This window comes from Sphaerimonospora cavernae, assembly GCF_042435035.1.
In the GTDB taxonomy this organism is placed as follows: domain Bacteria; phylum Actinomycetota; class Actinomycetes; order Streptosporangiales; family Streptosporangiaceae; genus Sphaerimonospora; species Sphaerimonospora cavernae.
The window spans coordinates 19,117-45,672 of sequence record NZ_JBHMQT010000038.1 but is presented as its reverse complement, the minus strand read 5'-3'; the positions used below and the strand labels follow the sequence as shown (position 1 = coordinate 45,672).

The following is a 26,556-nucleotide window of genomic DNA, read 5'->3' as shown; positions in this document are numbered from 1 at the left end:
CCGTACGGCGCGGCCCTTTTACCGCTTTACCGGCCTCCCGGCTCGCTCACGGCCAGTGGACCGGCGATGTCGGCGAGGTCGGCGCGATGACGCGCAGCCGCTCGAGCAGCGTGACGAACGTCGACGCGTACGGCGACGGCGCCACGATGGCGGCGACCCGGTCCCAGTCCACCTGCTCCCGCATGGCCCGGACCATCGGCAGCAGCGATCCGTAGTCGCAGCTGTGCTCCGACAGCGGCAGGATCCAGGAGACCACCAGGTCGGTGGCCTCGAGCACGGGAAGGCTGATCGCCGCGGTGGTGATCGACTGTGCCCGTGCGATCAGCTCCTCGGTGACCGGCCGCTCGGCGATCGAGAAGATCATGTCGACGAGCACGCCCTCGTCGTACGCCTTGACCAGCCAGTCCTCCGGCGGTTTCGCGGTCCGGAAGCCCAGACTGTCCAGCGTCTTGAGCGCGAGTGGGACGTCCTCCTCCATGAGTGCGAAGTCGACGTCGTGAAGCGAGGGCGCGGCGCCTCTGGCGTACCCGGCACAGCCTCCGGCCAGGGCGAACCGGACCCCGGCCTCCTTGAGACCGGCGCCGGCACGCTTCAGCGTCTCCAGGATGGCGTCGGTGACCGCATGACCGTGACTGCCCACTCATCTCGCTTGCCCGCACATGTTCGCCGCAAACAATCCCGGGTAGAGCGCGGGCATGACCGAGACCCTCAAGGACATCCAGCATGCCTACGAAGGTGAAGCAGAGCGCCCGCTCGAGTCGTACACCCGGGTCCTCGCGGCGTACGGCGGTGCCGTCTCCGTGTTACTGGCGGCGGCCCGGCTCTGTCGGCGTCACGCTCCGGAGAAGATCAGCGTGATGGACATCGCGCTGATGGGCCTGTTCACGCACCGGCTCTCCCGGACCCTGGCCAAGGACACCGTCACCAGCCCGATCCGGGCGCCGTTCACCAAATATGAAGGCGTCTCCGGCCCTTCCGAGCTGAAGGAGGGGGTCCGCGGGTCGGGGCTGCGTCACGCCCTCGGCGAGCTGCTCACCTGCCCGTTCTGTCTGTCCCAGTGGGTGGCCACCGGATACGCGGCCGGGCTGGTGTTCGCCCCCCGGGTGACCCGTATGGCGGGCGCGACGATGGCGGCCGTGGCGGCCTCCGACTGGCTGCAGCTCGCCTACAGCCGCTTCATGAAGGCCGCGAACGAGTGACGCCACCCTCACGGTCAGAGCCGCGACTTGACGATGTTACGGGGCGGACTGTCAGGGCAGCTGACGGATATGGCTACGCTACTGTGGATCATCGCCGTCGTACTCGTCATCTCCGGAATCTACGTCATCCTGGCCCGCCGGGACATCCTGTGGGGGATCGTCCTCATCGTCCTCGGTTTCCTCATCGGCCCCGGCGGCGTCAGCATCTTCAATCCCTAGCTTCCCGACAGATGATCATGCTTATGACGAAGGTGCGGCCCGGCTGTTCGGTTCGGGGCCGCACTGTCGTCATGGCGTCGTGAGGGAGACCCGCCGGGCCTACAGGCCTTCACCGTCCAGGCAGTACACGGCGTAGGCGTGCTTGATGACCGGGAGTGCCACGTTCCGCACGCGGACCCCGCCGGGGGTCACGCCTTGTTCCATACCGGCGTGGGCATGGCCGTGAATGAACAGGTCAGCGCCTTCCGCATCCGCCGCTTCGGCCAGAAGGTAGCTGCCGAGGAACGGGTAGATCTCCGGCGGCTCGCCCATGAGGGTCTCCTTGACGGGCGAATAGTGGCTCAACACGATCTTGCGGTCGGCGTCGAGGTCTTTCATCGCCCGGCGCCAGCGGTCGGCGATCTCCCGGGTGTGGCGGACGAACGCCTTGGTCTCCGGCTCGCCGAACTCGCTGGCGCACTTGCCGGCGAAGCCTCCGCCGAAGCCCTTGCCGCCGGCTATGCCGAGCCGCACTCCGTTGACCGTGATCGTCATGGCGTCGTCGTCGAGCACGGTGATCCCAGCGTCCCGCAGGGTCTGAATGATCTTTCGGTCGGCGTCCGAGTGGTAGTCGTGGTTGCCGAGCACGGCGATGACGGGGATGGGGAGACCGTGCAACTCGTCGGCGACGATCCTGCCCTCGGTGGCCGTGCCGTGCCTGGTCAGGTCACCCCCCACCAGCAGCACGTCGGCCCGGTGCTCGATGTCCTCGAGCCGCTTGCGGTACTGGCCGCTCAGGTCCGATCCGAGATGGATGTCGGCGACGGCGGCGATCCGCAGATCCGTCACAAGTGCTCCTCCTCCCCCGGTTCTCTCACCTCGACGAGTGTGATCTCGTTGTGCACCCGCAGGCCGGGGGTCGCCTCACGAGCGACCTCCTCGATCACACGCCGCCGCTTCTCAGAGGGCACCTGCCCACGGAGAAACACGTGCTCCCCCCGTACATCCACCCGGATACCCAGTTCTGTGGTCCTGTCGTCCTCCGCGAGCACCCGCTGCACGCGGGCCGCGACATAATGCGGAGTCTCCATGGCGTCCCCCTGGTCTCCTCCCGGTTTCCATTTGGCACCGGTCTGCTCCAGTTCGTACGGCAGGGTCCCGTACGGCTACCGCTGCCCGCCGCCTCCCCGGCGAAACACCGCCCGAACGCCCCAGCCGTGACTTGAGCCGTACGGAAAGAGTCAGCCGCTCCGCAGGAGTGCGATGACGGCCTGCTCCACCGGACCGTGAGTGGCCGGGCTCCCCCGGTCGGTGTCCGCACCGAGGCCCAGCAGCGTGATCGTCCTGCCCCTCTCGTAGAGCTCGATCAGCCGGGGATCCACGTACGACGCGCGGGCGACGGCCGGAGTGTTGCCGAGGTATTCGGAGACCTCCTTCATGACCCTGGCCACCGCCCGCCTGCGTCCGACCGTGCGGCGGGCCGGGCGGGAGACGGCCAGCCCGACCGCCGCCAGCGCGGTGGCGTGCCAGGTGCGGAAGTCCTTGGCGGAGACCTCGGTGCCGAACGCCTCCCTCAGATAGGCGTTGATGTCGGCGCTGCGCACGTCCGCCCATCCACCGTCGTCGGAGCGGTAGCGCAGCAACTCCCCCCGGTTCCGTCTGGTCAGCTCGCCCAGGACCGCGCACACGTCGGCGTCGGTCAGCACGTGTTCGCGCTCCCTGCGTCCCTTGGCCGGATAGCGGCAGACGACCTCACCGTCACCGCGTCTGATGTGGGAGGCCCTCAGCGTGGCCAGGCCGTACGAGTCGGTGTACTCCTCGCCGCCGACCCGGAAGAACCCGATGTCGAGCATGCGGGCCGCGGTCGCGAGCACCCGCTCGCGGGTCAGCCCCTCACCCCGCAGATCCTCGGCCACCCGTTCGCGGAACCGGGGCAGCCGCTCGGCCACGTCCAGGACGTGATCGAACTTGGCCCGGTCCTGCCGCGCCCGCCACAGGTCGTGGTACCGATACTGGCGGCGCCCCGCCGAGTCCGTGCCGACCGCCTGCAGATGCCCGTCGGGGGTCGCGCAGATCCACACGTCGGTCCAGGCGGGCGGGATGGCCAGGGCCCTGATCCGGCGCAGCGCGACATGGTCCCGTACGGCCCGGCCGGTCGGCCAGGTGTAGCCGAACCCCCGCCCTCGACGGCGCCGCCCGATCCCCGGCTCGTTCGGATCGCTCTGCCGCAGGCTCACCGGCTCGGCCTTCAGCGCGGCCGCCGCCGCCCGACGGCTCATCTCCGGGATCCCCGTACCTGCGCGAACACGTCTATGCGGATTACCCGGCACATTCCTTCGCAAACCAGGGCTTCGAGGACATGAGATTATATCTGAAACTATATATGATCCCTCCTGTTTCCAGCTTGACCAGCGGGCCGACATGGCCAAGGTGTTCACCCGTCCGCTGGGGCGCGACGGCTTCGAGATTCCCGCACTCGCCCTCGGGTCCTGGCACACGTGGGATCGCACGACGTTCGAGGAGACCGTCAACGTCATCCGTGCCGCGGTGGACGCCGGGGCGGCGTACTTCGACGTCGGCGTCTACCGCGCCATGCACCCCGGCCAGTTCGACTCCCCCACCGACGTCATCTTCGGCCGGGCGATCCAGGCCGCCGGGGTCGCGCGTGACGACTACGTGCTGCAGGTGAAGAGCTGGGTGGGGCCCAGCGGCACCGTCGGCGACATCGTGGCGCGGTTCGACCAGGCCGCGTTCCGGATCGGCACGGACCGCGCGGAGATCGTCGTCTTCGGCGACCTGGTCGGCGAGCACGTGCCGTACGAGGTGATCGCCGAAGGCGCGGCGGCACTCGTGAGCAGCGGACGGGTGCGCCACTGGGGCGTGAACAACTGGTCGGCCGCCGAGATCCGGCGGGTCGCGGCGGCGGCCGACAGGGCGGGCGTCGCCCCGCCGGCGCTCGCACAGCTGAAGTACGGCCTGGTGCGCCGCTCGATCGCCGAGGGCGAGCCGTACCGCGGCGTCATCGCCGACCTCGGGCTGAAGGTGCAGGCATCCGACGCCCTCGACGGCGGCTTCCTGCTCGGCAAGCGCGGGCAGCGAATGACCGGCAACGACCCGGGCGACATCCACGGCCTCGTCGACGAGGCACGGCCGAGGCTGCGAGCGCTCGCCGACGAGCTGGGCTGCACGCTCGCGCAGCTGTGCCTGTCTTACGTGCTCACCAACGACGACCTGTGCTCACTGGTCGTCGGGGCGCGCACGAGCGAGCAGATCAACGACGACCTGGGCGCGTTCGACCTGCTGGCACGGGTCGGCGCCGACCGGCTGCGTGAGCTGCTGGCGCCGTACTGGCTCGACCGGGGCCGGGTCGACCCGGCGAGCTCCTGGTCGTCGGTGCCGGACGACGATCCCGCCAGGTACGCGGTGATCCCCACCGACTGATCCGAGCCGACTTGATCCGAGCCGACTGATCCGGGCCGACTGATCCGGGACATCCCCTGACAAGGGAGCCTTGCCAGGAGAGGCGGTTGGGCGTGTCTGGACACACGCCCTGTGGGGAATCTCCGCGTCAGACGACCCCGCGTTGCTACCGTGGGCGCATGACCGCAGAGGTACGGTGTGAAGCGATGAGTGACTCTCCGCGACTGCCCGACTGGGTGTTCCCGCCCCCGGAAGGGTTCACCGCGGCGGACCTCGATCACATTCCGGATCTGCCTGCGCACACAGAGTTGATTGATGGAAGCTTGGTGTTCGTGAGTCCCCAAGCTTCCTTCCACATGAGAGCGGTCGATCTCCTCACCGACGGCCTGCGGCGTCACATCGCACGCGATTTGCGCGTCCGGCGGGAAATGAGCCTCATTCTCGGCCTCCGTCAGCGCCCGGAGCCCGACCTGAGCGTCATCCGCGCCGAGGCCGAGCGCAATCCGGACCAGACCTCCTATGAGGCGCAGGACGTGCTGCTGGTCGTGGAGGTGGTCTCACCGGACTCCGAGGAGCGCGACCGCAAGCGCAAGCCGCAACTCTACGCCGAGGCGGGCATTCCGCACTTCTGGCGGGTGGAGAACAACGCCGGGCGACCCACGGTCTACGTGTACGAACTCGACCCCGCCACCAAGGCGTACGCCCTCACCGGCATCCACCACGACCGACTCAAGCTCGCCCTCCCCTTCGACATCGACATCGATCTCACCGAAATCGACACCCTCTGAACTCACCGCCGGCACATCGCACGGCATCGACCCGTCAATTCGCACTGGCCCGCGCTATCGCGACGACAAGAACTTCAGGCTGTACGGCCTTCGCCCGCGCATTCTCGGCGACCTTCAAGACCTCCTGCTCGCCGAACGCGCCCCGGGCGACGAAGAAGTCCAGCGGAACCAGCGAGACAGACACGTCCCACTCTGATGACTCCAGATCGACTTGGCTGGGGGAAGTGCCGCCTTCCACCTTCCAACCCTTCCCCTGAAGCGCATCGGCCGCCTTGTCGAGAGCGTCTTGCCGCTTGGCCGCACCCGGGTCGAAGATCACATACTCCGTCGCGATGGCGACGTCCGAAATCTTGTATACCGTCCTGACATTGGCGACCACCTCCCCCGTTTCGCGCACCTGGCGAAGAGCAGCGGTCTCCACCTCCACCGACCTGCCCTCCCACCACCACCCGGCGAACCACAGCACGCCGTAGAAGAGAAGGCCGAGCACCAAGAGGATTGAAAGAACAAACCCGATGGCCCTCACCCGGATGATTATTCCATCCGAGGCAGGCAACGGGAAGGATGACCCGGGAGACCTTCCGATCCGCATACCGACCTCACCGACACGCACTATACGACGACAGCGTCACCATGACTCTATTCAGCGATCCCCTCTACCATATTCCTTAAATGTTCTACTAAGCCCTCCATTAGGAAAAAGAGGACAGCGAACAGTTCCAGACAGCAGGCCGACAAGAAAATCCAGGAGAGGACCAGGAAAATTCCACCATATATCACCCCTGGTTATATATACAATCCAATTACCAGGGTCTTGATCAGTAAGCCAAAGACAATAATCCCCGTTATTTGTTGACCCCCACAGATAGAGCCCGCCAACCTCTGGATATATAGAAAGAATCGGCCCGGTATAGCAATTTCCTCTTTCGTCAATATAGGTAAGCTCATCCTCATCATCGAATATAAGGTCCTCCAGAACGCTTAGCGCGTTTTCGCGCTGAGAGCGCTCCGAATACAGCCCAGGATGAGGGATCCGAAGGCCGAGAAAGTCATCTATAACCATCTCCGAGTACCGAGACATCAACTCCTTATAGTCGGCAGGGAACACTAAGCCCACCTCCGACTCCAGCGATTTCCAATCGACTATTGGCGGCTGCTTAGTGGGTGGCCCGATCAGTGCAGAGAAGTCGTCAACAGACGCCATCAGTCATCCTTCCACTCAGATCATTTTGAACACATACGCTATCCGCAATGGGTGCGACTCCGCTGGAGTGACGTGACATTTCCTCTATATTTTCCGATATATGACATGTCCGAAAATCGACAAGGTCACGGCGCCGGAACCACGGCGAAGCCGGGAAGCCCAGGGCAGCGCTGTTGATCGGGTCAGACCGGACAGAGGGGATGTCACGGGCTGTTTCTTGACTGCTTCTCGGGGTAACGGCCCGACATGACGGACTTCAGGGCGGAAGAGACGCTGGACAGGTTCGGCGACGTCACCGCTGTCGTCGTCGGGGACGTCATGCTCGACTCATGGCTGCGCGGCCACAGCAGCCGGATGGCCCAGGAGGCCCCGGTGCCGGTGGTCTCGGTGGAGGAGATCGAGGAGCAGCCGGGCGGCGCGGCCAACGCCGCCGCCAACCTGGCCGCCCTCGGCGCCCGGGTCCACATGGTGGGGGTGACGGGGGCCGACCCGGCCGGGGCGACGCTCGGCGCGATCCTCGGCGGCCTCGGCGTGGACGGTCTGGTGGTCGTCGGGAGCCGGCGCACCTCGGTCAAGCGCCGCGTGTTAACCGACGGCCAGATCGTGGCGAGGTACGACGAGGAGGACTGCTCGCCGATCCCCGAGTCGGCCGAGCGTGAGCTCATCGAACGGATCACCCGGCTGGCCGCGAACGCCGATGTCGTCGTGGCCTGCGACTACGGCGGCGGCGTGTGCACCCCGGCGGTACGGCAGGCCCTGCGTGAATCGGCATCGCGTGAATCGGCGGCAGGTGGGCGGGTGCTCGTCGTGGACGCGCACGACGTGGCCAGTTGGCGAGACAGCCGTCCCAGCGTGGTGCTGCCCAACTACCGGGAGGTGCAGCGCCTCCTCGGCGAAAACGGGGACGGCGACCGGCCGGCCTTCCTGTCGTCCCGTTCGGATCGGCTGCTGGCGGCCACCGGCGCCGAGCTCGTGGTCACCACGCTCGACGGCGAGGGGACGCTGCTGCACCGGCGGGGGCGTGAGCCGTACCGGACCTTTGCGACGCCGGCGCCGGACACGATGAGCATCGGCGCCGGTGACACGTTCACCGCGGCCTTCGCCCTGGGTCTGGCGGCGGGCGCGGCCCCGGAGGCGGCGGCCGACATCGCGCAGGCGGCGGCGAGCGTCGTGGTCCGGCGGGCGGGTACGGCGGTCTGCGGGCACGACGATCTGAGGCGTGCCCTCCGCCCCGACGCCGCGCTGCCGCCCGATCGCCTCGTCGCCTGCCTGGCGCGCGAGCGAGAGCAGGGCCGGCGGATCGTCTTCACCAACGGCTGCTTCGACGTGCTGCACCGGGGCCATGTGGCGTACCTGGAGGAGGCGGCCCGCCTCGGCGACGTGCTCGTCGTCGCGGTGAACGGCGATGCCGGGGTGGCCCGGCTGAAGGGACGGAGCCGGCCGATCAACCATTGCGAGGACCGGGTGGCCGTGCTGGCGGCGCTGGGCTGCGTCGACTACATCACCGTCTTCGAGGAGGACAGCCCCGCCGAGCTGCTCACGCTCGTCCGTCCGGATCTCTACGTCAAGGGCGGCGACTACCACCCCGACCTGCTGCCGGAGGCGGAGCTGGTCAGGCGGCTGGGCGGCGAGGTCCGCGTGCTGAGCTACGTGCCGGAACGCTCGACGACCGCGATAGTGAACCGGATTCGGGGGTAGGGGGCGCATATGGGTGAGGAACCAACGCGTAGGGGTGAGGAACCGAGCTGGGGTGAAGAACAGGTGTCGCCCACCGGGAAGGCCATGGTGCAGGCGACGCCGATGGACGTGATCCGCATCCGGATCGCGTCGTTCGTCCTACTCTTCTGCGTCGCGGTGGGGATCTTGTCGGCCGCCAGCCGTGAGTTCTGGCTGACCGGGGTCGTGGCGGTGATCGCCCTGGGCGTCGTCATCAGCATCGCGTTCGCCGTACGCAAGCAGCGGAAACTGGGCGGCGGTCCCGAGTCGAGAGGCTGACAAGCCGATGAAACCGGAAGGGAGAATGCCGGGGTGAGCCTGCACGGCAAGGTCGTGGTGGTGACCGGAGCGAGCGGCGGTGTCGGCCGGGCGGTGGCCCGCCGGCTGGGCGCCGAGGGGGCGAAGGTCGCGCTCATCGCCCGCGGCGAGGCCGGGCTCGCCGGCGCGTCGGTGGACGTCGGCGTGGAGGGCGGCGTCGCCAAGGTGTACGAGGTCGACGTCGCGGACTACGACCGTGTACGGCAGGCCGCCCAGCAGATCGAGGCCGAGCTGGGCCCGATCGACGTGTGGATCAATGTCGCGTTCACGACAGTGTTCGCGCCGTTCATGAAGATCTCCCCGGAGGAGTTCGAACGCGTCACCCGGGTGACCTATCTGGGTTACGTGTGGGGCACCCGGGCGGCGCTGGAGTTGATGCGGCCGCGCGACCGCGGCGTGATCGTGCAGGCGGGATCGGCGCTGGCCCACCGGTCGATCCCGCTGCAGTCGGCGTACTGCGGGGCCAAGCACGCGATCAAGGGGTTCACCGAGGCGCTGCGGACCGAACTGCTGGCCGACGACTCCGGCGTGAGGATAACCATGGTGCAGCTGCCCGCGCTGAACACTCCGCAGTTCGACTGGGGGCTGACCCGGATGCGGCGTCACGCGCAGCCCGTACCACCGATCTACCAGCCGGAGGTGGCCGCCGAGGCGCTGGTCTTCGCGGCCGAGCATCCCGAGCGCAAGGAGTACTGGGTCGGCGGCAGCACGGCGGCCACGATCCTGGGGCAGCGGATCGCCCCCGCCCTGCTCGACCGCTATCTGGCCAGGACCGGTGTACGATCCCAGCTCGTCGACAGCAAGCCGCCCTCGGGGGTGTCGAACCTCTGGGAGCCGGCGGACACCGACCGCGACTACGGCGCCCACGGCGGCTTCGACGAACGCTCCCACCCGCGCAGCGTCCAGACGTGGCTGTCGCGGCACCGCCGCCTGGTCACCACGGGAGCGGCGGGCCTCGCCACCGCCGCGGCCCTCGCCCTCTGGTCCGCCGCGAAGCGGCTGCCGTGAAATGACCTGACAGGGATGGTACAGCTCGCCGATGCGGGGTAGTTGACGGCGATGGACGAGCGTGACTACCGCTTTCTGTGTGACCTCGCAGCCCAGCTTCGGGTGGACTCGGTGCGCGCGTCGGCTGCCGCCGACTCCGGACATCCGACGTCCTCGATGTCGGCGGCCGAGCTCATGGCCGTGCTGCTCGCCCGCCATCTCCGCCTGGACCCGCGAGATCCGGCGAATCCGGCGAACGACCATCTGATCTTCTCCAAGGGACATGCCTCACCGCTGCTCTACTCGATGGTGAAGGCGGCGGGCGTCGTCACCGATGACGAGCTCCTGACATTCCGCCGGCACGGCAGCAGGCTGGAGGGTCATCCCACGCCCCGCCTGCCGTTCGTCGACGTGGCCACCGGCTCGCTCGGCTTCGGGCTGCCGGTCGGTGTCGGGCTGGCCTTGACGGGCCGCAAGCTCGACCGCCTGCCCTACCACGTCTGGGTGCTGTGCGGCGACAGCGAACTGGCCGAGGGATCGATCTGGGAGGCGTTCGAGCACGCGGGGCACGAGGGACTCACCAACCTCACCGTGATCGTCGACGTGAACCGGCTCGGGCAGCGCGGGCCGACCCGGCATGGCTGGGACCTGTCGGCCTACGCGCGGCGGATATCCGCGTTCGGCTGGCACACGATCGAGATCGACGGCCACGATCCCGGTGAGATCGACTACGCCCTGGCCGACGCGCGCGGCGCCCGCCGCCGTCCCACCGCCGTCCTCGCCCGCACCAGTAAGGGCTACGGCGTGTCGGAGGTCGAGGACAGGGAGGGCAAGCACGGCAAACCGATCAAGGACCCCGAGCAGGCGATCATCGAGCTGGGCGGGCCACGCGACCTGACCGTCGACGTGCGCCCGCCGACCGGCCCGCGTGATCCGTACGACTTCGTCGCCACCGGAACGCTCGACCTGCCGGCCTACGAGATGGGCGAGAAGGTCGCCACCCGCCAGGCGTTCGGCGAGGCGCTCGCCGCCCTGGGCGCGGCCTGCGGCGACGTCGTCGCGCTCGACGGCGAGGTCGCCGACTCCACCAAGCTCGATGCCTTCGCGAAGGCCCACCCCGAGCGGTTCTTCGAGTGCTACATCGCCGAGCAGCAGATGGTGGCCGCCGCGATCGGCATGCAGGCGCGCGGCTGGCGGCCGTACGCCGCGACCTTCGCCGCCTTCCTCACCCGGGCGTACGACTTCGTCCGCATGGCGGCGATCAGCCGGGCCGACCTGTGCCTGGTCGGCTCGCACGCGGGCGTGTCGATCGGTGAGGACGGACCGTCGCAGATGGGGCTGGAGGACCTGGCCGCGTTCCGGGCCGTCCACGGCAGCACGGTCCTCTACCCGTGCGACGCCAACCAGACGGCGCGGCTCGTCGCGGACATGGCCGGGCTGGGCGGGATCCGGTACCTGCGCACCACGAGGGGCGGCACGCCGGTCGTCTACGGCGCCGACGAGCGATTTCCGATCGGCGGCAGCAAGGTCCTGCGGACCGGCGGGCAGGCGACGATCGTGGCCGCCGGGATCACCGTCCACGAGGCCCTCGCCGCCGCCGACGACCTGCTCGATGAGGACGGCATCGCCGTGACCGTGATCGACGCCTACTCGGTCAAGCCGATCGACGTCGAGCGGCTGCGGATCGCGGCCGCCGACACCGGCGGGATCGTCACCGTGGAGGACCACTGGCCGGAGGGCGGTCTCGGCGACGCCGTGCTCGCGGCGCTGGCGACCTCACCGGTGCCGGTGGTGAAGCTGGCCGTCTCGGCGCTGCCGGGATCGGCCACCCCTCAGGAGCAGCTCGAGGACGCGGGCATCGACCGGCACGCGATCCGCCTGGCCGTACAGGACCTGGTGAAGCGCGCCACCGGCTGAGGGGCGTCCCCCTACTCGCGGGCCTTGGCGGTGGCCTGGCGGTTGGCCTTCTTGATGGCGTCGACGAGCTCGTCCTTGCTCATCTTCGACCTGCCCTCGATGTCGAGGCGGGCGGCGACATCGTAGAGGTGCTGCTTGGACGCGTTCGCGTCCACGCCCTCGGCGGTCTCTCCGGGCCTGGGCGTGCCCTTCTTCGCCTGCTCATCGGAGGGGCCGCGACCGCCCTTCTCCTCCCAGTGGTCGCCGACCTTCTCGAACGAGTGCTTCAGCGCGGCGAACGCCGTACGGTGGGCCCGCTGGCCCTCGCCGTACGTCTCGACGGCCGAGTCATGCGCCTTGATCCACGTCTCCTGGGCCTTCTTCGGCGAGCGCGCCAGGGTCGACGGGAGTTCCTCACGTGCCGGCATGGCCGGTTCCCCCCTTCAGGGCTCCTCCTTTCTGCTCTTTCCTCCCCGCGCGTCTCAAACGTCCACCCCCACCTGACGAGCTCACGACGGATGAGCGAACGCGCGGCGGCCACGCTGGTACCGACCGCAGGCAGGGCTTCACCCCCTCCTCCCCCCGTGATCTTGCAAATTCTCGCAGGGAAACCCCCTGGGCTGCACAAACCCATTCCGTGATCTTGCAATTACTCGCAGGCATTCCTTCTGACGTGCACTTATGTGTTGCCTGATCTTGCACTGGACGTGGAGTGCAAGATCACGGACACCGTTTAGCCCGCTCAGAGGGTAGGTCTGCGAGAAACTACAAGATCACGCATGCGAAATGCCCTGCTCCTGGCCCCTGCATGCGAGTATTCGCAAGATCACGGCCAGGAGGTGAGGGGGTGGGCGGCCAGTCGTTCCTGGGCGGCGAGCAACTCGCGGAGCTCGTCCGCGTCCTCGCCGGACGCCGTCATGATCATCCCTCGATCCATCTCCGCACGGGACAGGGACCTTGTCAGCCTGGTCGCATACCAGCGCCCGGCATCGCTCCGCCAGATCGACCAGCGGCCCGCGTATTCCCCGCGCAGTTGTCTCCAGGCTGCGTCCTCGGCTGAGACTCGCACTTCGTCACCACCTCCAGGCTTCGACGGCCGGGAACGAGAGCAATCGCCCGGACACGAACGGTAGTGAGAGACGGTGTCCCCCGCCCGGCGCCCGGCCCACCGTCCGCCAGGTGAAGATCTCCCGCTCGATGTGATCACTTCGTCGGGCTTTGATCCCGCGGGCACCCCCCGCTCCGGCCCATGTCGCCCCCTTTGAACACCGTGATCTCCTCTTGGTCCGCGCTTCGCGCGGCGAAGCGTCACAGTCCACGACCGGCCGAGGAGATCATGAGGTTGACGGCATCAGGACGGTGGTGAGCGTCCTTCTCACCCGTCCTTCCGCCGGGCCCCGGCTCATCCATGTCTCGAACACGCCCCGAAGATCGTTCATGAACTCGGTCAGTTCGTCATCCGAGAGCCAGAACGCGGCCTGGCGATATCCGACGCCGTCGCGGCGCAGGTCGATATCACCCCGGTCGGCGTAACAGTCGAAGTCGGCCAGCAGCCCCGCCACAAAGGCCATGAAGGCCTTTCGGTGGTCGTCCGGCGACATCGCGGCGAGGTCCTCCTCCTTGACCTGCGCGGCCGGCAGACGCAGCGCGTATGTGCGCTCCATCGCGCCCCGCACCCGCTGCTCGTCGACCACCTCCAGCACACCGGCGTTCGCGAGCACGGCCACGTGGCGATAGAGCGTGGCCGGGGAGACGTCGGAAAGTTCCTCCGCCATGGCTGCGGTGGTCATCCGGCGGTCGCCCAGCAGGGACTGGACGACGCGCAGGCGCACCGGGTGCAGGAGCAGGTCGACTGACGTGGTTTTCGTGGTCGTCTTCGAGATCCCCATGATCCAACCTTCTCACAGTTGACATCAATCTCAAAGATGAGAATACTCATTTCTGCACGAAGTGGAAAGGACGACGCATCATGGCGACGATCAAGGTGACCGGGAGCGAGCTGACCCTGGAGCTCAGCCGGGGCGAGAAGTTCGCGGGGCTGCACGGCGACATCCGGGTGCCGCTCTCGGCGGTCCAGGACGTCTCCGTCGTGGCGGACGGCGTGGCGAACACCCGCGGGTTACGCGCCCCCGGCCTGGCCGTACCGACCCGAACCAAGATCGGAACCTGGCGGAGGCCCGGTGGACCGGCGTTCGTGGTCGTACGCCGCGGGACGCCTGCCGTGAGGGTGAGGCTGACCGACGGCGCCGACTTCGACGAGTTGCTCGTCAGCGACCCGGAGGCGCCGAAGGTCGCCGCCCGCATCCGGGAGGCGGCCGGCCTGCCGGCACAGGTGGCCGAGGAGCGCGTCACGTTCCGCTCCGGTGACCTGACCCTCGGCGGCACACTGGCGTTCCCCGACGGGCCGGGGCCGCACCCCACCGCGATGATCATCACCGGCTCCGGCGAACTCGACCGGGACGCGAACCACCCCAAACTGCCCATCGGGGTCAGCCGTGACCTCGCGCACGCCCTGGCCCGTGCCGGAGTGGCGTCCTTCCGCTACGACAAGCGCGGCGTCGGGGAGTCGCAGGGCACCTTCCTCGCCACCGGGCTGTACGACAACGTCGACGACGCGCGGGCCGCGCTCGCCTGGTTGCGGTCTCGTACGGACGTCGATCCGAAGGCGGTGTTCGTCATCGGCCACAGCGAGGGCGCCTGCGTCGCGACGGCGCTCTTGGGCGACGAGGCGGCGCCCGAGCCCGCCGGGGTCGTGCTGTTGTCCGGCATGGCGAAGACCGGCGAGGAGACGTTGACGTGGCAGACCTGGCAGATCGCCGCGAGCCTGCCCGGGCCGGTCCGCGCTCTCCTGCGCCTCCTCCGCGTCGACGTGATCAAGAAGCAGGCGCAGGCCGTCACCCGGCTCAAGGCCACGACGACGGATGTCGCGCGGATGCAGGGCCGGAAGGTCAACGCCAAGTGGCACCGGGAGTTCATCGCCTTCGACCCCAAGCCGTTCCTGCGCGCGTCACACGTGCCGCTGCTGGCGCTCACCGGCGCGAAGGACCTGCAGACCGACCCCGCCGACCTGGACGAGATCGCCGCCGTTGCCGGAGGCCCGGTACGAACGGCCCTCGTGCCCGACCTGACTCACCTGCTCCGCCGCGACCCGGCCGCCCCCAGCCTGAAGGCCTACAAGAAGCTGGTGCGCATGCCCACCGACCCCGAAGTCCTCGCCACAGTCAGCCGCTGGATCATCCATCACCTCCCCAATCGAAACGTGTAGGCATCGCGATCATCGCGCCCGGCGGGCGCGCAGCGCCGCCCGGAAGGCCGCGCCCGGAGAAATGGTCGCGCCCGTGGCGGGCCACCAACGGTCCCGCCACAGCGTGAACGGGTACCACCGGCCGTCGGCACCATGCCTGACCTGTACCTTCGCGGCGAGGTCGGTGACCACGCCTGGCTCGGCGGCAAGACCCGCCAAGCCCCGCCGCGCTCGGATCTCCCGGACCGCCTCTTCCGGATCGACCGGAGCAGGCGCGAGCGCGGTGAGCACCCCGGTGGAACCGCCGTGCCGGTGGGCGAGCACCAGCCGCCGCAGTTCATCTTCCGGCAGTCCGGTCTGCCGTGCGGCTTCCGCGACGAACTCGTGCCCGCCGGGGCCGGCCAGGATGCGGACCGCGTCGGCGAGCGGGTCGTCGCTCACCGGCTCCGGTTCCCCGCGCAGCAGCGCGGCTGCCCGGGCCGCCGCGTCGTCCAGCAACAGGGTCAGTCGCGGCACGCCGGGAACTTCCGGAGGTGGCGTCTCCTCCAACCACCACTGCGTGGTCATGTCATGCCTCCGCTCAGTTCGACGAGGGCGGTCAGCTCGGCGTCGTCCAGCTCCGTGAACGCGGTCTCGCCGCCGGAGAGCACCGCCTCGGTCAATTCGCGTTTGCGGGCGAGGAGTTCGGCTATCCGGTCCTCCACCGTGCCCTCCGCGATCAGGTGGTGGACCTGCACCGTGGCATGCTGCCCGATCCGGTGCGCCCGGTCGGTGGCCTGGTCCTCCACGGCCGGGTTCCACGGCCGGTCGAAGTGGATCACGTGCCGGGCGCGGGTGAGGTTGAGCCCGAACCCGGCGGCCCGCACCGACAGCACCAGCACCGGGTTCTCCCCGGCCTGGAATCGGTCCACCAGCTCCTGCCGCCGCGTCACCGGCACGCCGCCGTGAAGGAAGTCGGCGGCGACGCCACGGGCCGCCAGATGGCCCATGATCAGATGGCCCATGGAGACGTACCCGGTGAACACCAGGGCCGCGTCTCCGGCGGCGAGCGCCGTCTCCAGCAGTTCCTCCAGCGCCTGCAGTTTCCCCGAACGCGCGGACTCGGCATCGGGGTCCCAGCCGGTGGGCGGCTGCCGCAGGTACTGAGCGGGTGAGTTGCAGATCTGCCGGAGCGCCTGCAGCAGCCGGAGCACATGGCCGCGGCGCGCCATCCCGGTGCTCGCCTTCACCTGGTCGAGCGTCTGACGGGTGACCGCCCGATACAGTGCGGCCTGCTCGTCGGTGAGCGTCACGAACCGGTCGCTGACCACCTTCTCCGGCAGCTCCGGCGCCACCCCTGGATCGGACTTGGCACGCCGCAGCATGAACGGCCCGATCAGCCGGGCCAGGGACGCGGCCGCCTCCCCGCCGGGGTTGTGCTCGGCTCTGCCGTACCGCTCGCGGAACGCGGTGAGGGTGCCGAACAGGCCGGGATTGGTCCAGTCGAGGATCGCCCACAGCTCACTGAGCGTGTTCTCCACCGGGGTGCCGGTGACCGCGATCCTGGTCGACGCGGGCAGCGTGCGCAGCGCCCGCGCCGCCTGCGATCGATGATTCTTGATCTGCTGGGCCTCGTCGGCGACCACCAGCTCCCATTGCATGGCGGCCAGCCGATCGGAGTCCCGGGTCATCGTTCCGTAGCTGGTCACCACCACCTCGCCGGGTGACAGGCCCTCCAGGTCGCGGGCGAGGCCGTGGTAGCGCCGCACCGTGACCCCGGGGGCGAACTTGGCGAACTCCCGCTCCCAGTTGGCCAGCAGCGAGGCCGGACAGACCACCAGTGTGGGCTGCTCACCACCGCGATGCAGGTGATAGGCGATCACGGTCAGGGTCTTCCCCAGCCCCATCTCGTCGGCCAGCAGCGCTCCGAAGCCCGCCCCGGTGACCCTGGCCAGCCAGTCGAGCGCCCGCCGCTGATAGTCACGGAGCACCGCGGTCAGGCCCGCCGGGACGCCGGTCGTGCCGTCCGTATCCTGCCGCAGCCGCATGACCAGGTCGCGCAGCTCGCCGCCTGCGACGCAGGGCACCGGCCGGCCCTCCAGCGTGAGCTGCCCCGTCAGGGCCGCCGCCAGCGCCTGCCCACCGGTGACCTCACGCGGTCTGGGGCGACGGAGCAGATCCGGGTCCGCCACCACCCAGGCACCGCGCAGCCGTACCATCCCTTCGGCGGCCGCGACCGCCGCCTGCTCCTCCTCGGTGAGCGGCTCACCGTCGAGGAACAGCCGCCAGTCGACGTGAGCGGCGGACGCCGAGGAATAGGCGCCGCTGGTCCGCAGGACGGTCCCGACGGTGAGCCGCCGCGCCACCTCGATCGGCCACTCCACGGTGATGCCCGGCAGTTCGGCGGCGAGGAGGGCGATCAGCTCGGCGCCGTTGATCGCCGTCTCACCACGCCTGATCCGCTCGAGCGGCGGCCACTGCCTGGCCGCGCGCCGCAGCCGGCGCAGCTCCGGTTCGCCCAGTTCCTCAGGGTGGATCTCGGCGTGCGGGGTGGTCCCGGGGTGGACCCGGATGATGATCGGCTTCGGCGGCTCAGGATTGGCGATCTCGGCGCAGCGGTCCGCCCAGTCGGCCGCGTGGTCGCCAAGCGTTCTCGGTGCCGAGGCGTACGGCACGGCCCCCAGGATCAGCCGGGCACCGGGGGGCCGGAGCAGCAGGTCGGCGACGTCTCCGGCGAACCCGGCCGGCACCTCTTCGGGGAGGGGCGCATCGGGCAGCGGCAGCCAACGGTCGCGCCCGTCGGCATCCACCGACGGGTAGACCCGCCGTTCCGCCACGGCCGCCAAGATCGATCGCGCGGCCTGTCCCCAGGGCCCGGGCGCGGTGACGAGTCCGGGGAGCGCCTGTTCCAGGGATGCCGTCCATCCATCGAGCGGCTCGGGCAGCGGACCGAGCTCCAACCACCCCTGCCGATAGCCGAAATCGCATCCGGCCCGTAGCAGCTTGCCGGTGATGCCGACGGGCCCGCGGGCCTCAGCCACCGGCCGCGTCGTGCCGTCTCGCTCTGCCTTGTCGCCGTCTTCGAGCTGTTCGAGCAGCGCCGCCGCCGCGGCGGCCTTCGCCTCCGCCTTGCCGCGCCCGCCCGCGGCGGCCGACACGCGCATCGCGTTGTGGACGCAGGACGCCCTGCAGGTGAAGAACGGCTGATGAGGCGGGCCGGTGACGGACACCTCGTACGTCAGATCACCGATCGTGCCGACCTGCGCACGCTCGTTCAGTTCGCCGACCGGGTTACCCGTCCCGGCCCGCTGCTCCGGCTGGGCGGCCGGCGGCGGGATCAGCTCCGCGATCAGGGCAAGGGCGGCCCCGGCTCTGGCGCCCTTCCAGGTGACCGCCGTCGCGGGCTCCCCCAGCACCGGCCCCCGATCGTCCTCGGTGACGGCCATCGCGGTGGTGTTCGCGAACTCCAGGTATCGCACCGACGGCCGGCGCTCGGCCTGCGTCCGCAGCGTCAACACCCCGCCCGCTTGCAGCGGGTTGCCGCGCAGTTGCTCCCAGGCGATGGCGCGGGCCTCGGCCCAGCCTCGCGGGTCCGCCTCGAACAGCAGCAGGTACAGCATGCGCACGGTCAGCCGCCTGGCCTTCAGCGCCCCGATCAGCATCGGATCCGGGTGGTCGCGTGCCACCTCGGAGTCGAGCCACTCCTCCATCTCGCGATCCCCGTATTGGGGCGGCTTGGAGGCGGCCACCGCCTCCCTCGGCCCAGGGGCCCCCACGGTAGGGTCCGGGAACCCGCTCAGGATGGCCAGCAGGGACAGCGCCGCAGCCCGCCGGGCGGTCTTCTTGCTGGCACCGCGTGCCACCTGCCCTGCGGCGGGAGCGTCCCCGATGCTCGCCTGCGCGGTGAACCCCCCTTCTTCCGCCATTCCCTCGACCATGCCGAGTGAGCCGCCCAGACGCTGCGCCTCCAGGTTGAGGATGGTCACCGCGTGTTCCGGCGCCGCCGAGACCGCCGCCCACACGGCTTCGCGCGCGGCGGCCCACTTCCCGTGGTCGCCTGCCAGCAGCACCTGGTGGAGCTCGCGGGGCCCCAGTGTGCCCTGGGTCGCCCTCCGGGAGACCTCGGCGATCAGCCCGTCGGAGTGCGGTGCGCCCTGACACGCCTCCTTCAGCAGGACGAAGAACTCATTGGGGTCCTCCGGGATCGCTGAACGCCGCGTCTTGGCCAGGATGGCGGGAGTAGGGGGGCTGGTCTTCGGCACCGGTCAATTATCGGCGATCAACCGGCACTCTGCCCGTCCGTTGGACCAAGCCCATGACCCTGAGGTACTCCGTTCCTCTCACCTGGTGAGCAGATCGAAGTGCAGGCGGAAGCGGGTGCCGGAGGCGTGCCGGTGTACGCGCACCAGATCGGCGAGCTCGTTGACGACGAGCAGGCCTCTGCCGTGGGTGGCGCCGTCGGGCGGCGGCACCCGCCCCGCAAGCGGATCGGTGATCTGGCCCGGATCGTCCAGATGGCACACCAGGCTGCCGTTCTCCGCCCAGACCGTCAGCGTGCCGGGCCCCCGGGTGTACTCGGTGGTGTTCGTCGCGAGCTCGTTGACCGCGATGAGCAGTTCGGTCGCCCGGTGGCCCCGGAGCCCGGACGTCTCGACCTGCTTCGCGAGGAAGGCCCGCACCCGCGGCAGCTCGCCGACATCGCGGAAGACACAGGTGGGGGCGCCCCGCGGCGGTGCCGGAAGTGGCAGGTCGAACGCCGCCGCGGTCTCCAACGGGTCGGCGTAGGCGGGGCTGGCCCGGATGCCCTTGCCGTCCTGTATCAGGGGGTGTGTCCGATGCGCGTCGGCGACGACCGCCGGTTCCAGCCGGGAGACGTCGTACGGACACAGGATCGTCGCCCGGCGTCCGGCGAAGACGGCGTTGATCAATGCTTCGTGGGTGACGCAGGCCGGATACTCGACGCTGCTGCGGCCGGACCAGATCGGCTCCCCGGTTATCCATACGTGGCGGCCCCGATGCGCGGCGGCGAAGGCCAGCAGGACGCCGGGGATGATCCGGCCCGGGTTGCGCCCGGCAACGGCCATGTCCTTGAACGAGACCCCCGCCGCCTTCGGCCCGAGACACTCCCGGATCAGATCACCGCCCCGGCCGGGCAGGACGACCAGGGCCGGGTCTCCGCGTGCCAGCGCCTCCTCGACCAGGGCGGCACACACCGTCGCATACTCGTCGTCGTCGCGGTAGAGCAGAGCGATGTGCCGGAACACGTCGGCCGCCTCGGTGGTAGCCGGGTGCTTCAGCGTGCTCATGTCAGGAGTCCAGCTCCCGGTGTCCGATGGTCCGCCTGGTCCGCCGCGTGTCGTCTCTTCCCTCAGCGTACGCTTGAGCAGCCCTGATACCACTCCAGAGCCATAACGATTGCCTGGGAACAGTCCGGGCAGGAGAGATCCTTGCGCTGCCAGCCCGAGCGGGTATCCGCCCAGTGACCCCAGCCACTCGTAGGCGCTCACCCGCGACAGCCTGTCTCCCGGTACATGTTCCTGAAGCGTGGTCTCCCACATGGTGTTGGAGACCATGAGGCTGATGCCGGCCAGCACGGCCGCCGCGGCCACCACGTGGCGGGCCCCTCAGGGAGGAATGGGGGCTGTCCCGTCCCAGGCGTCTCCCGGCAGTGAGAAGCCGACCGGACCGCCACGACTCGGCCGTCGGGGATGAGGCGGGGACAGAACCGCCACCGGGGCGGTTACCCTGACGATGTGATCGATACGTGGGAGCCCACGGCGGCGGGCGTGCTGCGACTGCCCTCGGGGCGACTCGTCCGCGGACGGGGACTGAGACGCCCGCTCCCCCGGGGGCCTCGGCCCGCGTTCGCGCTCTACCTGCTGGACCGCAGGCCGCCCCCCGTCGAATGGGAGCAGCGCTGGGTTCGCTGGCCGGATTTCCGGCTGCCGTCCGACCGCGCCGCCGCGGCCACAGCGTTGCGCGAGGCATGGGAACGGGCTGAGACCGAGCGCGTCGAGGTGGCCTGCGGCGGCGGATACGGCCGCACCGGCACCGCGCTGGCCTGTCTGGCCGTGCTCGACGGAGTGCCGGGCGAGGAGGCGGTCGCATACGTCCGGCGACACTACGCGTCACGTGCCGTCGAGACGCCCTGGCAACGCCGTTTCGTCGCCCGATTCAGCGAGTTCGGATGAACCGGGGACTTCGGATGACGTCAAAAGCCCAGGTCGGAGATAACCGACCTGGGCTTCTGTTTGTGCGCCGCCAGGGACTCGAACCCCGGACCCGCTGATTAAGAGTCAGCTGCTCTAACCAACTGAGCTAGCGGCGCAGGCGACGTGCGTAACCTTAGCAGTCCTGAGGTCCGCACGCACACCAGAACATGGTCTCGGAAGTCCCTGACCGGGGACCCCGAACAGGGATCAGCCTTGCCAGGCACCCGACGAGAAGGGGAGGGGCTCACCCGGGGTGCCGGGGCCGTCGCCCCACTTGGTCACGACGTAGTCCACCTGGATGTGGCCCTCGTCGCCGGTGACGGTCAGCGAGTCTTCGTTCCAGCTCTCACCGATGAGCTCGGCGAAGGTCTTGCCGTCGATGTCGAGCATGACGCCGCTCTCCGAGGGGACGCCCGGACCGCGGTCGCCGATGAAGAACGGGGCCTTCTTGCCCTTGTAGACGATGTAGCCCTCGGTGCCGAGCGGCCAGCTCGGGCTGGCGAACATCCCCTTCTGCATCGGCAGGCCGATGGCGGGCAGGCCCGTGTCGCCTTGCCGGCCGGAGGCGTCGTCCCAGAAGTACGAGCCGAGGGTGGTGCCGCGGAGCAGGACTTCCTCCTGCACAGGGGCGGTGTTGTCGGATGCCGTAACCGTCTGGTTGACCGGCTTGACAACCGGTGCGACCGGGGCGGGGGCGGCGGCCACGAGGGAAGCGCCGACGGCGACGGTGCACGCGAGGGCGCTCAGCTTCGAGACGCTTCGGTTATTACGCAGGTCAAACAGAGTCTTGAACACGAGAATCGGGAACTTTCGTGAGACGGCAGGAGCAGGCCAGGAGTCATTGGGCCGACCCGCTAAGCTCGGGGGCCGCTAACAAGGGGCGTTCAACAGGGCGATAAGAGTCAGGCGCCCGTGCCACGCGCTGCTGGCGCTGGGGTTAGGACCGTGCGACTGGAGTGTCGCAGTCGATCAGACGTGTGATCCGTTATGGCTCGGATCAGCGGATGGTGTCCCCCACGTAGATCTCCTCTCCGAGGAACAACCCGGCCATCGGTTGATGACAATTAGGACGTTACCGGACAGGTCAGGACAGAGCAAAACGAAACACCCATAATTCCAAGAAGATCTACCCGGTTACCCCAAGACCAGGTCAGGAACCCCCCTGGACCGTCACGAACCACCCCAGTTGCCCCAACCATGGCTTTCCCGCCACCCCACGCGTACCGGATTGCCGAGGCATTACATAAGCTTCCTATGTAAAATCGCCCAGTGATCGGGATGACCATGGAAATCGCCCACACCGACGGCGGACCATCCGACCTCGAGTCGGTCGCGGTCGGCGAGCATGTCGCCGTGGTGCTGGAGGAGCTCGCCACCCTCGCCGTACGCCAGGTCTCGACGCCTCGCGACATCAGCCTCACCGCCGTGTCGACACTGGCTCACCTGGACCGGAACGGCCCCACCCGGCTCACCGCCCTGGCGGTCGAGCAGGCGGTGAGCCAGCCGTCCATGACCCAGCTCGTGCAACGTCTCGAACGGGAGGGGCTGGTGTGCCGGCAGACCGATCGACGGGACGCCCGGGCCACCCGGATCGCCCTCAGCGAGGCCGGACGGAAGCTGCTCGGCGATCGGCGAAGCCGACGCAGAGAACGGCTGGCAATGCTGCTCGACGAGATGTCGCCGGAGGAGCGTCGCGCTCTCGTCCATGCGGCCGAAACGTTCCTTCCCCTGCTGCACCGCCTCCTGGCCGGCTCCCCGGCCCCATAGCCGTGGTTTCGGCCCCTGCCCGGACACACCGCGCCCGCCCCGGTGCCCACCCGAAACACGGTGCCCCCGGTAACCCCGGAAACCTCGCTATCAGTAGAGGAGACTCCGTGAGCTCTGCTCATGCCCCCGCTTCGAACCCCTTCAAGCAGCCCAAGGCGGTCTGGGCGGTCGCCTTCGCCTGCGTCATCTCGTTCATGGGGATCGGCCTGGTCGACCCGATCCTCCCCGCCCTCAGCACGCAGTTGCACGCCACCCCGAGCCAGGTCTCACTGCTGTTCACCAGCTACCTGGTCGTCACCGCGGTGGCCATGCTGATCACCGGGTTCGTCTCCAGCCGGATCGGCGCCAAGCGCACGCTCATCGCCGGCCTGATTCTCATCGTGGTGTTCGCCGCGCTGGCCGGTCTCTCGGACGGCATCGGCGGGATCGTCGGCTTCCGCGCCGGCTGGGGTCTCGGCAACGCACTGTTCATCGCCACATCGCTCGCCGTCATCGTCGCCTCCAGCAGCGGCGGCTTCGCCGGGGCGATCATTCTGTACGAGACCGCTCTCGGCATCGGCATCGCCGTCGGCCCCCTGCTCGGCGGCGAACTGGGCAGCATCAGCTGGCGCGGCCCGTTCTTCGGCGTGTCCGTACTGATGGCGATCGCTCTCGTCGCCACCGTCGTCCTGGTCCAGCCGACCCCTCGGCCCCGGCGGACGGTCACGCTGCTCGACCCGATCAAGGCGCTGCGGCACCGCGGTCTGCTCGCCATGGGCCTGACCGCGCTCTGCTACAACTGGGGATTCTTCACCGTGCTGGGCTACGCCCCGTTCCCGATGGGACTCGACGAACACCACCTCGGTTACGTCTTCACCTGCTGGGGCGTCCTGGTCGCCATCTTCTCGATCTTCGCCGCACCCCGGCTGCAGGCCCGCTTCGGCATCGCCCGCACGCTGTACGTGAACCTCGCGCTGTTCAGCGTCGACATCCTGGTCATCGCGGCCTTCACCGAGTCCAGGCCCATCCTCATCGGTGCGGTGATCACCACCGGAATCTTCATCGGTGTCAACAACACGATCACTACCCAGGCGGTCATGACTATCGCACCGGTGGAGCGTCCGGTCGCCTCCGCCTCGTACGGTTTCATCCGTTTTATCGGAGGGGGATTGGCCCCCTTCGCCGCCGGAAAGCTCGCCGAGCACACGAACGTGCATGTGCCGTTCTACGTGGGCGCCGTCTCCGTGCTCATCGGCATCGCCGTACTGGCCGGCGCCCACAACCTGCTCAGCGAGGCCGAACAGGCACAGGCCCGGCTTGCCCGGGAAAAGGACACCGAGGAATCGCGACAGCAGACTCTCACCGAAGACCTCGGACCGGCGTGATCTCTCGCGGGTGACCTTGCGGGGATGTCGAGAGGGGACGCCGGGACCGGAGCGCACCGGGGCAAGAAACGCCGGAGCCGGGCAGTCCCCCAACTACCCGGCTCCGGATCAAAGCGGTTCCGCCAGACATACCCTCCCCAAAGGCACCGGCGGGCCCCCGCTTTCTCGGACGCGTTCCCCCATCCGCGTCCTCTCTTCATGAAAGTCTGTTCTGATCCCTCCTCAGAGGATCTGCTTCAAGCCTACAAGCGGGGTTGTCATGAAGTCGTCATACGCAGGTGGATTTTCGGCCTGCATCCGGACCTTGTCAGGCGTCCGGATGCCTCGACAAATACTCGACGTAGACCGGGCGCAGCGCGTCGCCGAGATGTCCCTCCCCGGCCGCCATCGCGTCGCTGAGCAGCGCTGAGACCCGAGTCAGGTCGTTGGCCGTCTCATCGGCCTTCCCGCTGGCGGCCTCGGCCGCCGGGATCACCTTCAGCAGGTCCCACAGAAACCCGAAGTCGCCATGCCGTACGGCATAGCGAACGGCGCGGTCGTGCAGTTCCCGGGCCGACAGCGACTCGATCTCTTGCTCGTCCATCCGGCCTCACCCCCAAACGGGGGGACTTCCCCCGGGCCTGCCATTTATGCCCTACTCAGGAGGCAGGAGGAGGCTTCACCGCGCGCACCCGCGCGTTCTTTGCCAGCACATGGAAGTATTCTTCCTGTGAAGGTCATACTCAAGATCCTGGTGGTCGCCGCAGCCCTCTGGGGGGCCACGGAACTGGTGCCCGGCATCACGCTCTCCGCCGGCACCACGACCGAGAAAATCGTCACCCTGCTCGCGGTCGCGCTGATCTTCGGCGTCGTGAACGCCGTGCTCAAGCCGATCATCAAGACCGTGGGGTGCGCGTTCTACGTGCTCACCCTGGGCCTGTTCGCCCTCGTGGTCAACGCCGGCCTGCTGCTGCTGACAAGCTGGCTGGCCGAGAAGCTCGATCTCCCGTTCCAGGTCAGCGGATTCTGGGCGGCGTTCTGGGGGGCGATCGTCGTCGGCCTGATCAGCTGGCTCCTCAACATGATCCTCGGAGACGACTGAGTTCGGTCCGCTCGCCGTATGGCCCGGGTCTCAGACCCGGGCAGGCACCGGTCTGGCGGCGAGCGCGCCGAATGCCAGTTGAAACACGCACACGCCGATCCCGGCGAGCAGGGGCACCCGCCAGCCGCCGGAGAGCTGGTGGAGCAGTCCGAAGGCCACGGGCCCCATGGCCGCCAGCACGTAGCCGCTCGACTGCGCGACCGCCGACAGCGCGGTCACGGAGGCCGGGTCCGGCGCGCGCAACGCGATGAGCAGCAGCGCGAGCGCGATCGAGGCGCCCTGCCCCAGTCCCAGGACGATCATCCAGAGCCACGGCGTCGTCGTCGGCGCGAGCATGACCCCGCCATAGCCGATGATCGTGAGGATCGCGGCAATCGTCACATGCGGGACTTGGGACCGGGCCGATCCGGCGTGGACCGGCACAGTGAGAGTGGCCGCGATCTGGGCCGCGTTCGCCAGCCCCAGCAGATATCCGGCCTTGTCGGCGGCGACACCCGCCGACTGGAAGATCGACGGCAGCCAGGCCAGCGTGACGTAGAAGGTCAGCGACTGCAACCCCATGAACGCCGTGACCAGCCAGGTCGTCCTGTTGCGCAGCAGGGCCCGGTACGGCCGGTGCCCCGAGGAGCGGCCACCGTGTCGCGGCGACGTACGAAGCGCCTGCGGCGCCCAGATCAGAGCGGCCAGCAGCGCGAGCAGCGCCGCCGATCCGGCGGCCGACCGCCAGCCGACCACCCCGGCGAGCGGGACCATCGCAGCCGAGGCGACAGCCGCTCCGGCGACCAGAGACGAGACGTAGACGCCGGTGACCGGCCCGATCCGAGTGGGAAAGTGCTGCTTGGCCAGGGCGGGCATGGTGACGTTCATGATTGCGATGGCCGCGCCCGCCAGGGCGGCCCCGCCGTACAGGGCGATGACGCCGTCCGTGCTGCGCACGAGAACGCCGGCGGCCAGGAGGAGCAGGCCGACGAGCAATGTGCGGTCGAGCCCGACCCGGCCGGCGAGGACGGGGGCCAGCGGGCCGAGCAGCCCGAGGCAGACCACCATGACCGTGGTGATCGCCCCACCCTGCGCCGCGGTGAGTCCCAGATCTCCCATGATGTCGGGCAGCAGCGGCGACACTCCGGCCAGCGCGGGCCGGAGGTTCCATGCAGCCAGCACAAAACCGGCCAAAAGCAACAAA

The 26,556-nt window shown here is 69.0% G+C and carries 27 protein-coding genes and 1 tRNA gene; 13 read left to right on the top strand and 15 right to left on the bottom strand.

Features of this window, described 5'->3' with window-relative positions; all coding sequences use genetic code 11:
• Nucleotides 1–46: 46 nt before the first annotated feature.
• Entirely contained in the window at nt 47–640 is a 594-nt protein-coding gene (locus ACFHYQ_RS18240; protein WP_394302359.1) for a nucleotidyltransferase, read from the bottom strand.
• Nucleotides 641–695: 55 nt separating this feature from the next.
• On the opposite strand from ACFHYQ_RS18240, the gene ACFHYQ_RS18235 reads away from it, so the two are divergent.
• A complete protein-coding gene (locus ACFHYQ_RS18235) occupies nt 696–1,199 on the top strand; it encodes a DUF1360 domain-containing protein (protein WP_394302358.1) in 504 nt (167 codons plus the stop codon).
• 69 nt (nt 1,200–1,268) lie between these two features.
• Nucleotides 1,269–1,418 carry a GPGG-motif small membrane protein gene (locus ACFHYQ_RS18230; RefSeq protein ID WP_204015040.1) on the top strand — a complete coding sequence of 50 codons (150 nt, stop codon included), beginning with the start codon at nt 1,269–1,271 and terminating at the stop codon, nt 1,416–1,418.
• Between the two features lie 99 nt (nt 1,419–1,517).
• Here the strand turns inward: ACFHYQ_RS18230 and ACFHYQ_RS18225 are convergent, their stop codons facing one another.
• From ACFHYQ_RS18225 to ACFHYQ_RS18215, 3 genes are all read right to left on the bottom strand, one after another.
• On the bottom strand, nt 1,518–2,246 hold the full coding sequence (locus ACFHYQ_RS18225; RefSeq protein WP_394302357.1) for a metallophosphoesterase family protein: 729 nt from the start codon (nt 2,244–2,246) through the stop codon (nt 1,518–1,520).
• Nucleotides 2,243–2,488, bottom strand: coding sequence for a BON domain-containing protein (locus ACFHYQ_RS18220; protein ID WP_204015047.1), 246 nt, complete (start codon nt 2,486–2,488; stop codon nt 2,243–2,245). The genes ACFHYQ_RS18225 and ACFHYQ_RS18220 overlap by 4 nt, the downstream gene beginning before the upstream one ends.
• A gap of 150 nt (nt 2,489–2,638) precedes the next feature.
• Nucleotides 2,639–3,676, bottom strand: coding sequence for a DNA topoisomerase IB (locus ACFHYQ_RS18215; protein ID WP_394302356.1), 1,038 nt, complete (start codon nt 3,674–3,676; stop codon nt 2,639–2,641).
• Nucleotides 3,677–3,818: 142 nt separating this feature from the next.
• Between ACFHYQ_RS18215 and ACFHYQ_RS18210 the strand changes: the two genes are divergently transcribed.
• Together ACFHYQ_RS18210 and ACFHYQ_RS18205 are read left to right on the top strand one after the other, a co-directional pair.
• Complete coding sequence (locus ACFHYQ_RS18210) at nt 3,819–4,838, top strand: aldo/keto reductase (protein WP_394302355.1); 1,020 nt, start codon at nt 3,819–3,821, stop codon at nt 4,836–4,838.
• 185 nt (nt 4,839–5,023) lie between these two features.
• The gene (locus ACFHYQ_RS18205) at nt 5,024–5,605 is read left to right on the top strand and encodes a Uma2 family endonuclease (RefSeq protein ID WP_394302354.1); all 582 of its coding nucleotides are present in this window, start codon (nt 5,024–5,026) and stop codon (nt 5,603–5,605) included.
• 34 nt (nt 5,606–5,639) lie between these two features.
• Here ACFHYQ_RS18205 and ACFHYQ_RS18200 read toward each other — a convergent pair whose 3' ends face one another.
• Both ACFHYQ_RS18200 and ACFHYQ_RS18195 read right to left on the bottom strand, forming a co-directional pair.
• Nucleotides 5,640–6,131 carry a hypothetical protein gene (locus ACFHYQ_RS18200; protein ID WP_394302353.1) on the bottom strand — a complete coding sequence of 164 codons (492 nt, stop codon included), beginning with the start codon at nt 6,129–6,131 and terminating at the stop codon, nt 5,640–5,642.
• A gap of 117 nt (nt 6,132–6,248) precedes the next feature.
• Nucleotides 6,249–6,809 carry an SMI1/KNR4 family protein gene (locus ACFHYQ_RS18195; protein ID WP_394302352.1) on the bottom strand — a complete coding sequence of 187 codons (561 nt, stop codon included), beginning with the start codon at nt 6,807–6,809 and terminating at the stop codon, nt 6,249–6,251.
• 246 nt (nt 6,810–7,055) lie between these two features.
• On the opposite strand from ACFHYQ_RS18195, the gene rfaE2 reads away from it, so the two are divergent.
• Genes rfaE2 through ACFHYQ_RS18175 form a run of 4 tightly spaced genes read left to right on the top strand, consistent with a single transcriptional unit; the run spans nt 7,056 to nt 11,747 of the window.
• Nucleotides 7,056–8,507, top strand: a complete 1,452-nt coding sequence (gene rfaE2 / locus ACFHYQ_RS18190) for a D-glycero-beta-D-manno-heptose 1-phosphate adenylyltransferase (protein WP_394302351.1) — start codon at nt 7,056–7,058, stop codon at nt 8,505–8,507.
• A 9-nt stretch (nt 8,508–8,516) separates the two neighbouring features.
• On the top strand, nt 8,517–8,804 hold the full coding sequence (locus tag ACFHYQ_RS18185) for a hypothetical protein (RefSeq protein WP_204015062.1): 288 nt from the start codon (nt 8,517–8,519) through the stop codon (nt 8,802–8,804).
• Between the two features lie 39 nt (nt 8,805–8,843).
• The gene (locus ACFHYQ_RS18180) at nt 8,844–9,851 is read left to right on the top strand and encodes an SDR family oxidoreductase (RefSeq protein WP_394302409.1); all 1,008 of its coding nucleotides are present in this window, start codon (nt 8,844–8,846) and stop codon (nt 9,849–9,851) included.
• Nucleotides 9,852–9,902: 51 nt separating this feature from the next.
• Entirely contained in the window at nt 9,903–11,747 is a 1,845-nt protein-coding gene (locus ACFHYQ_RS18175) for a transketolase (RefSeq protein WP_394302350.1), read from the top strand.
• A gap of 11 nt (nt 11,748–11,758) precedes the next feature.
• Here ACFHYQ_RS18175 and ACFHYQ_RS18170 read toward each other — a convergent pair whose 3' ends face one another.
• Together ACFHYQ_RS18170 and ACFHYQ_RS18165 are read right to left on the bottom strand one after the other, a co-directional pair.
• Nucleotides 11,759–12,154, bottom strand: a complete 396-nt coding sequence (locus ACFHYQ_RS18170) for a ChaB family protein (RefSeq protein WP_394302349.1) — start codon at nt 12,152–12,154, stop codon at nt 11,759–11,761.
• A gap of 906 nt (nt 12,155–13,060) precedes the next feature.
• Nucleotides 13,061–13,615, bottom strand: a complete 555-nt coding sequence (locus tag ACFHYQ_RS18165) for a helix-turn-helix domain-containing protein (RefSeq protein WP_394302348.1) — start codon at nt 13,613–13,615, stop codon at nt 13,061–13,063.
• Nucleotides 13,616–13,695: 80 nt separating this feature from the next.
• On the opposite strand from ACFHYQ_RS18165, the gene ACFHYQ_RS18160 reads away from it, so the two are divergent.
• Nucleotides 13,696–14,991, top strand: a complete 1,296-nt coding sequence (locus ACFHYQ_RS18160; RefSeq protein ID WP_394302347.1) for an alpha/beta hydrolase family protein — start codon at nt 13,696–13,698, stop codon at nt 14,989–14,991.
• Between the two features lie 9 nt (nt 14,992–15,000).
• Here the strand turns inward: ACFHYQ_RS18160 and ACFHYQ_RS18155 are convergent, their stop codons facing one another.
• The 3 genes from ACFHYQ_RS18155 to ACFHYQ_RS18145 form a co-directional block, all read right to left on the bottom strand.
• Nucleotides 15,001–15,537, bottom strand: a complete 537-nt coding sequence (locus ACFHYQ_RS18155) for a hypothetical protein (RefSeq protein WP_394302346.1) — start codon at nt 15,535–15,537, stop codon at nt 15,001–15,003.
• Entirely contained in the window at nt 15,534–19,211 is a 3,678-nt protein-coding gene (locus ACFHYQ_RS18150) for a DEAD/DEAH box helicase (RefSeq protein WP_394302345.1), read from the bottom strand. The genes ACFHYQ_RS18155 and ACFHYQ_RS18150 overlap by 4 nt, the downstream gene beginning before the upstream one ends.
• Before the next feature lie 78 nt (nt 19,212–19,289).
• Complete coding sequence (locus ACFHYQ_RS18145; RefSeq protein WP_394302344.1) at nt 19,290–20,255, bottom strand: anti-sigma factor RsbA family regulatory protein; 966 nt, start codon at nt 20,253–20,255, stop codon at nt 19,290–19,292.
• A gap of 447 nt (nt 20,256–20,702) precedes the next feature.
• Between ACFHYQ_RS18145 and ACFHYQ_RS18140 the strand changes: the two genes are divergently transcribed.
• The gene (locus ACFHYQ_RS18140; protein WP_394302343.1) at nt 20,703–21,140 is read left to right on the top strand and encodes a protein-tyrosine phosphatase family protein; all 438 of its coding nucleotides are present in this window, start codon (nt 20,703–20,705) and stop codon (nt 21,138–21,140) included.
• A 63-nt stretch (nt 21,141–21,203) separates the two neighbouring features.
• Here the strand turns inward: ACFHYQ_RS18140 and ACFHYQ_RS18135 are convergent.
• Both ACFHYQ_RS18135 and ACFHYQ_RS18130 read right to left on the bottom strand, forming a co-directional pair.
• A tRNA-Lys gene (locus ACFHYQ_RS18135) sits at nt 21,204–21,277 on the bottom strand.
• A 91-nt stretch (nt 21,278–21,368) separates the two neighbouring features.
• Nucleotides 21,369–21,956: a hypothetical protein gene (locus ACFHYQ_RS18130; RefSeq protein ID WP_394302342.1), complete on the bottom strand. Its 588-nt coding sequence runs from the start codon at nt 21,954–21,956 to the stop codon at nt 21,369–21,371.
• A 483-nt stretch (nt 21,957–22,439) separates the two neighbouring features.
• On the opposite strand from ACFHYQ_RS18130, the gene ACFHYQ_RS18125 reads away from it, so the two are divergent.
• Entirely contained in the window at nt 22,440–22,928 is a 489-nt protein-coding gene (locus ACFHYQ_RS18125; protein ID WP_394302408.1) for a MarR family winged helix-turn-helix transcriptional regulator, read from the top strand.
• A 107-nt stretch (nt 22,929–23,035) separates the two neighbouring features.
• Nucleotides 23,036–24,292 carry an MFS transporter gene (locus ACFHYQ_RS18120; protein WP_394302341.1) on the top strand — a complete coding sequence of 419 codons (1,257 nt, stop codon included), beginning with the start codon at nt 23,036–23,038 and terminating at the stop codon, nt 24,290–24,292.
• 307 nt (nt 24,293–24,599) lie between these two features.
• Here the strand turns inward: ACFHYQ_RS18120 and ACFHYQ_RS18115 are convergent, their stop codons facing one another.
• A complete protein-coding gene (locus ACFHYQ_RS18115; protein ID WP_204015084.1) occupies nt 24,600–24,875 on the bottom strand; it encodes a hypothetical protein in 276 nt (91 codons plus the stop codon).
• 126 nt (nt 24,876–25,001) lie between these two features.
• On the opposite strand from ACFHYQ_RS18115, the gene ACFHYQ_RS18110 reads away from it, so the two are divergent.
• Nucleotides 25,002–25,373, top strand: coding sequence for a phage holin family protein (locus ACFHYQ_RS18110; protein WP_394302340.1), 372 nt, complete (start codon nt 25,002–25,004; stop codon nt 25,371–25,373).
• A gap of 30 nt (nt 25,374–25,403) precedes the next feature.
• Here ACFHYQ_RS18110 and ACFHYQ_RS18105 read toward each other — a convergent pair whose 3' ends face one another.
• On the bottom strand, nt 25,404–26,534 hold the full coding sequence (locus ACFHYQ_RS18105; protein WP_394302339.1) for an MFS transporter: 1,131 nt from the start codon (nt 26,532–26,534) through the stop codon (nt 25,404–25,406).
• Between the last annotated feature and the right edge of the window lie 22 nt (nt 26,535–26,556).

Excerpts from the sequence above, each read along its gene's own strand:
- ACFHYQ_RS18235 (WP_394302358.1), top strand. The coding sequence starts at position 696 with ATGACCGAGACCCTCAAGGACATCCAGCATGCCTACGAAGGTGAAGCA.
- ACFHYQ_RS18230 (WP_204015040.1), top strand. The coding sequence starts at position 1,269 with ATGGCTACGCTACTGTGGATCATCGCCGTCGTACTCGTCATCTCCGGA.
- ACFHYQ_RS18220 (WP_204015047.1), bottom strand. The coding sequence starts at position 2,488 with ATGGAGACTCCGCATTATGTCGCGGCCCGCGTGCAGCGGGTGCTCGCG.
- ACFHYQ_RS18215 (WP_394302356.1), bottom strand. The coding sequence starts at position 3,676 with ATGAGCCGTCGGGCGGCGGCGGCCGCGCTGAAGGCCGAGCCGGTGAGC.
- ACFHYQ_RS18210 (WP_394302355.1), top strand. The coding sequence starts at position 3,819 with ATGGCCAAGGTGTTCACCCGTCCGCTGGGGCGCGACGGCTTCGAGATT.
- ACFHYQ_RS18205 (WP_394302354.1), top strand. The coding sequence starts at position 5,024 with ATGAGTGACTCTCCGCGACTGCCCGACTGGGTGTTCCCGCCCCCGGAA.
- ACFHYQ_RS18195 (WP_394302352.1), bottom strand. The coding sequence starts at position 6,809 with ATGGCGTCTGTTGACGACTTCTCTGCACTGATCGGGCCACCCACTAAG.
- rfaE2 (WP_394302351.1), top strand. The coding sequence starts at position 7,056 with ATGACGGACTTCAGGGCGGAAGAGACGCTGGACAGGTTCGGCGACGTC.
- ACFHYQ_RS18185 (WP_204015062.1), top strand. The coding sequence starts at position 8,517 with ATGGGTGAGGAACCAACGCGTAGGGGTGAGGAACCGAGCTGGGGTGAA.
- ACFHYQ_RS18175 (WP_394302350.1), top strand. The coding sequence starts at position 9,903 with ATGGACGAGCGTGACTACCGCTTTCTGTGTGACCTCGCAGCCCAGCTT.
- ACFHYQ_RS18170 (WP_394302349.1), bottom strand. The coding sequence starts at position 12,154 with ATGCCGGCACGTGAGGAACTCCCGTCGACCCTGGCGCGCTCGCCGAAG.
- ACFHYQ_RS18165 (WP_394302348.1), bottom strand. The coding sequence starts at position 13,615 with ATGGGGATCTCGAAGACGACCACGAAAACCACGTCAGTCGACCTGCTC.
- ACFHYQ_RS18160 (WP_394302347.1), top strand. The coding sequence starts at position 13,696 with ATGGCGACGATCAAGGTGACCGGGAGCGAGCTGACCCTGGAGCTCAGC.
- ACFHYQ_RS18155 (WP_394302346.1), bottom strand. The coding sequence starts at position 15,537 with ATGACCACGCAGTGGTGGTTGGAGGAGACGCCACCTCCGGAAGTTCCC.
- ACFHYQ_RS18145 (WP_394302344.1), bottom strand. The coding sequence starts at position 20,255 with ATGAGCACGCTGAAGCACCCGGCTACCACCGAGGCGGCCGACGTGTTC.
- ACFHYQ_RS18125 (WP_394302408.1), top strand. The coding sequence starts at position 22,440 with ATGACCATGGAAATCGCCCACACCGACGGCGGACCATCCGACCTCGAG.
- ACFHYQ_RS18115 (WP_204015084.1), bottom strand. The coding sequence starts at position 24,875 with ATGGACGAGCAAGAGATCGAGTCGCTGTCGGCCCGGGAACTGCACGAC.